The organism is Burkholderia sp. Ax-1720, from assembly GCF_011753035.1.
Lineage (GTDB): Bacteria > Pseudomonadota > Gammaproteobacteria > Burkholderiales > Burkholderiaceae > Burkholderia > Burkholderia gladioli.
Genome location: NZ_VWWK01000379.1, coordinates 1 through 2106 on the forward strand (window position 1 = coordinate 1; position 2106 = coordinate 2106).

Consider the following 2106-nt stretch of genomic DNA (forward strand, 5'->3'; position numbering starts at 1 on the left):
CACGTTCAGACGCGCCTGCTGCATCGGACCACGCGCCATCTCGGCCTGACCGAAAGCGGGCAGCGCTATTTCGAACGCTCGAAATCGATCCTCGCCGAGATCGACCACGCCAATGCCGAGGCGCGCAGCAGCGCGACCTGGCCGGCCAGCGCGGGCGAGGCCCGCATCGCCTGGTCGATCGCGGCACGCTCGGGCAAGGGCAGCTTGCCGTCCACGTAAGCCAGTAACTGGATATCGTCCGGTTTCATCAATCTATGTCGTTCTAATCGAATGGGCAGGGATCGATCTGTTCCATGCCGGGTGCCGACGGTCCGATCGGCACCGCATTTTCGGTGAAGCATAAGCTCGGCGCGCGGCGTTGTTCTGGAATCGCGCCCACTTTTTTCATTTGTTCACGTTCGCCACCGGGTTTGCCCCGGTGCTCGCTCCGTCGTTCTCTCTATTAGCCCTCGTCACGAGTCGGCCCGGCCTCGCGGCGCATGCTCGCCGGAGGGCGGCGCGGAGGACGCGGCAGGCGCGGGCGTGGCGGGTTCCGCGGCGAGGCGCCGGCCCAGCGCGCCGAGGTCGACGTCGCCGGGCGCGTCGTTCGGCGCACCGATCAGCGCATAGCCGAGCGCGGCGCGGCGCCACGTTACCACACGCATCCGGTTGATGGCACGTTCGCTGATCGCCAGGTCAGGTTTCGACTCGGCGATCACGCACAGCGCGACCGGGCCGCCGCGACGCGGCAGGTAGACCAGCTGTATCAGCGGCCGGCCGCGGAATGCCAAGCGTTGCACGGCGCGCAGTTGCAGCCCTGCATCGCTGAGGTCGGGCACGCGCAGGTCGAGGTGGTCGCGCGCGCGAATCTCGGCGATCGCATCGGCCGCTTCATTCGCATCGAGCCTCGCGTATTCGAGCGTGTCGCGCGTATAGAGCTGCTGGTAGCCGACCGCCGCGGCGAGCCAGGGCGACACCGGATTGCCCGAGGCGGCGCGCAGCAGCAGGCCCGCGCAGACGGCACCGGCCACGCAGGCGGCGGCCAGCCAGGGCAGGGTCGGCGCGCGCGGGCGCAGTCGCGGCGCAGGCGGCGGGGACGAGGGCGGCGGTGGCGGCGATGCGGCATGCGCAGGCGCCCGTTGCGCGGTATTCGGCGAAGCCTCGACGGCCCTTGCCGAGCCGGGCGCTTCGTCGCGATCGCGATGCGCGTCGATCAGCCGGTCGAGGTCGAGCGCGAGCGCGCTGGGCAGCGGCGGCAAGGCCTGCGCCTCGAACGCGGCGCGGTAATCGAGCTTGGAGGCGCGCAGCAGGCGCACGATGCGCGCGGCCTCGGCCGAGGTGGCCACCAGCGAGGCCACGCCGGCCCATTGCGAGGGCGGCAGGGTACCGTCGGTATAGGCGATCAGCAGGGTTTCGTCGACTTTCATGCCAGCGTATCCCCGGGCGTGGTGGCCGCGCGAGACGGCGCGCGACGCGGCGCGAAGCGCGCGCCGATCGCCTGGCGCGCGCGCGACAGGCGGCTCATCACGGTGCCGATCGGAATCTCCAGCACGTCGGCCGCTTCCTGGTAGCTGAGGCCTTCCACGGCCACCAGCAGCATCACCACGCGCTGCGCCTCGGGCAGCCGCTCGACCGCGGCGATCACCTGCTCGTGCATCAGCGCCGATTCGGGCGTCTGGCCCGAGGGATCGGGCAGGTTCTCGATCAGGTCGTCGTCCCAGTCGAAGCTGGCGCGACGGCGCACGCCGCGCGAGCGCAGCTCGTTGAGCCAGGTGGTGTGGACGATCGAGAACATCCAGCTCAGCGGCGCGGTATCGGGCTGCAACTGGTGGGCGCGTTCGAGCGCGCGCACGCAGGCGCGCTGCACCAGGTCCTCGGCGTCGTGCTGGTCGCCGGCCAGGCGCAGGGCGAAGGCCCACAGCCGCGGCAGCATCTCGGGAAGCAGGCTCGGCAAGTCTGCACTGCTCATCGGCGTCAATCTCCGCTGGGAGCTGGAGGCGGGGCGCACCGTCGCGGGCCCGGCTCCGTGGCGATGCCGTCGGCCTGGCGGCCGACGGCGTCATGATGCGCCGCCGCGCCGGCGGGTAGGCCGGGCGGGACGCGAAGTGGCCGCCCGCGCAGCGGCTC

At 71.5% G+C, this 2106-nt stretch carries 2 protein-coding genes and 1 pseudogene; 1 reads left to right on the forward strand and 2 read right to left on the reverse strand.

Translation table 11 applies throughout. The annotated features are described in order from the left end of the window. Positions 1 to 132: pseudogene (locus F3J18_RS36895) on the forward strand (LysR family transcriptional regulator); the annotation flags it as partial. Positions 133 to 452: 320 nt separating this feature from the next. On the opposite strand, the gene F3J18_RS36900 reads toward F3J18_RS36895, so the two are convergent. Together F3J18_RS36900 and F3J18_RS36905 are read right to left on the reverse strand one after the other, a co-directional pair. Then, positions 453 to 1406: an anti-sigma factor gene (locus F3J18_RS36900; RefSeq protein WP_166917086.1), complete on the reverse strand. Its 954-nt coding sequence runs from the start codon at positions 1404 to 1406 to the stop codon at positions 453 to 455. After that, positions 1403 to 1948, reverse strand: a complete 546-nt coding sequence (locus F3J18_RS36905) for an RNA polymerase sigma factor (protein WP_013697261.1) — start codon at positions 1946 to 1948, stop codon at positions 1403 to 1405. The genes F3J18_RS36900 and F3J18_RS36905 overlap by 4 nt, the downstream gene beginning before the upstream one ends. Positions 1949 to 2106: the final 158 nt, after the last annotated feature.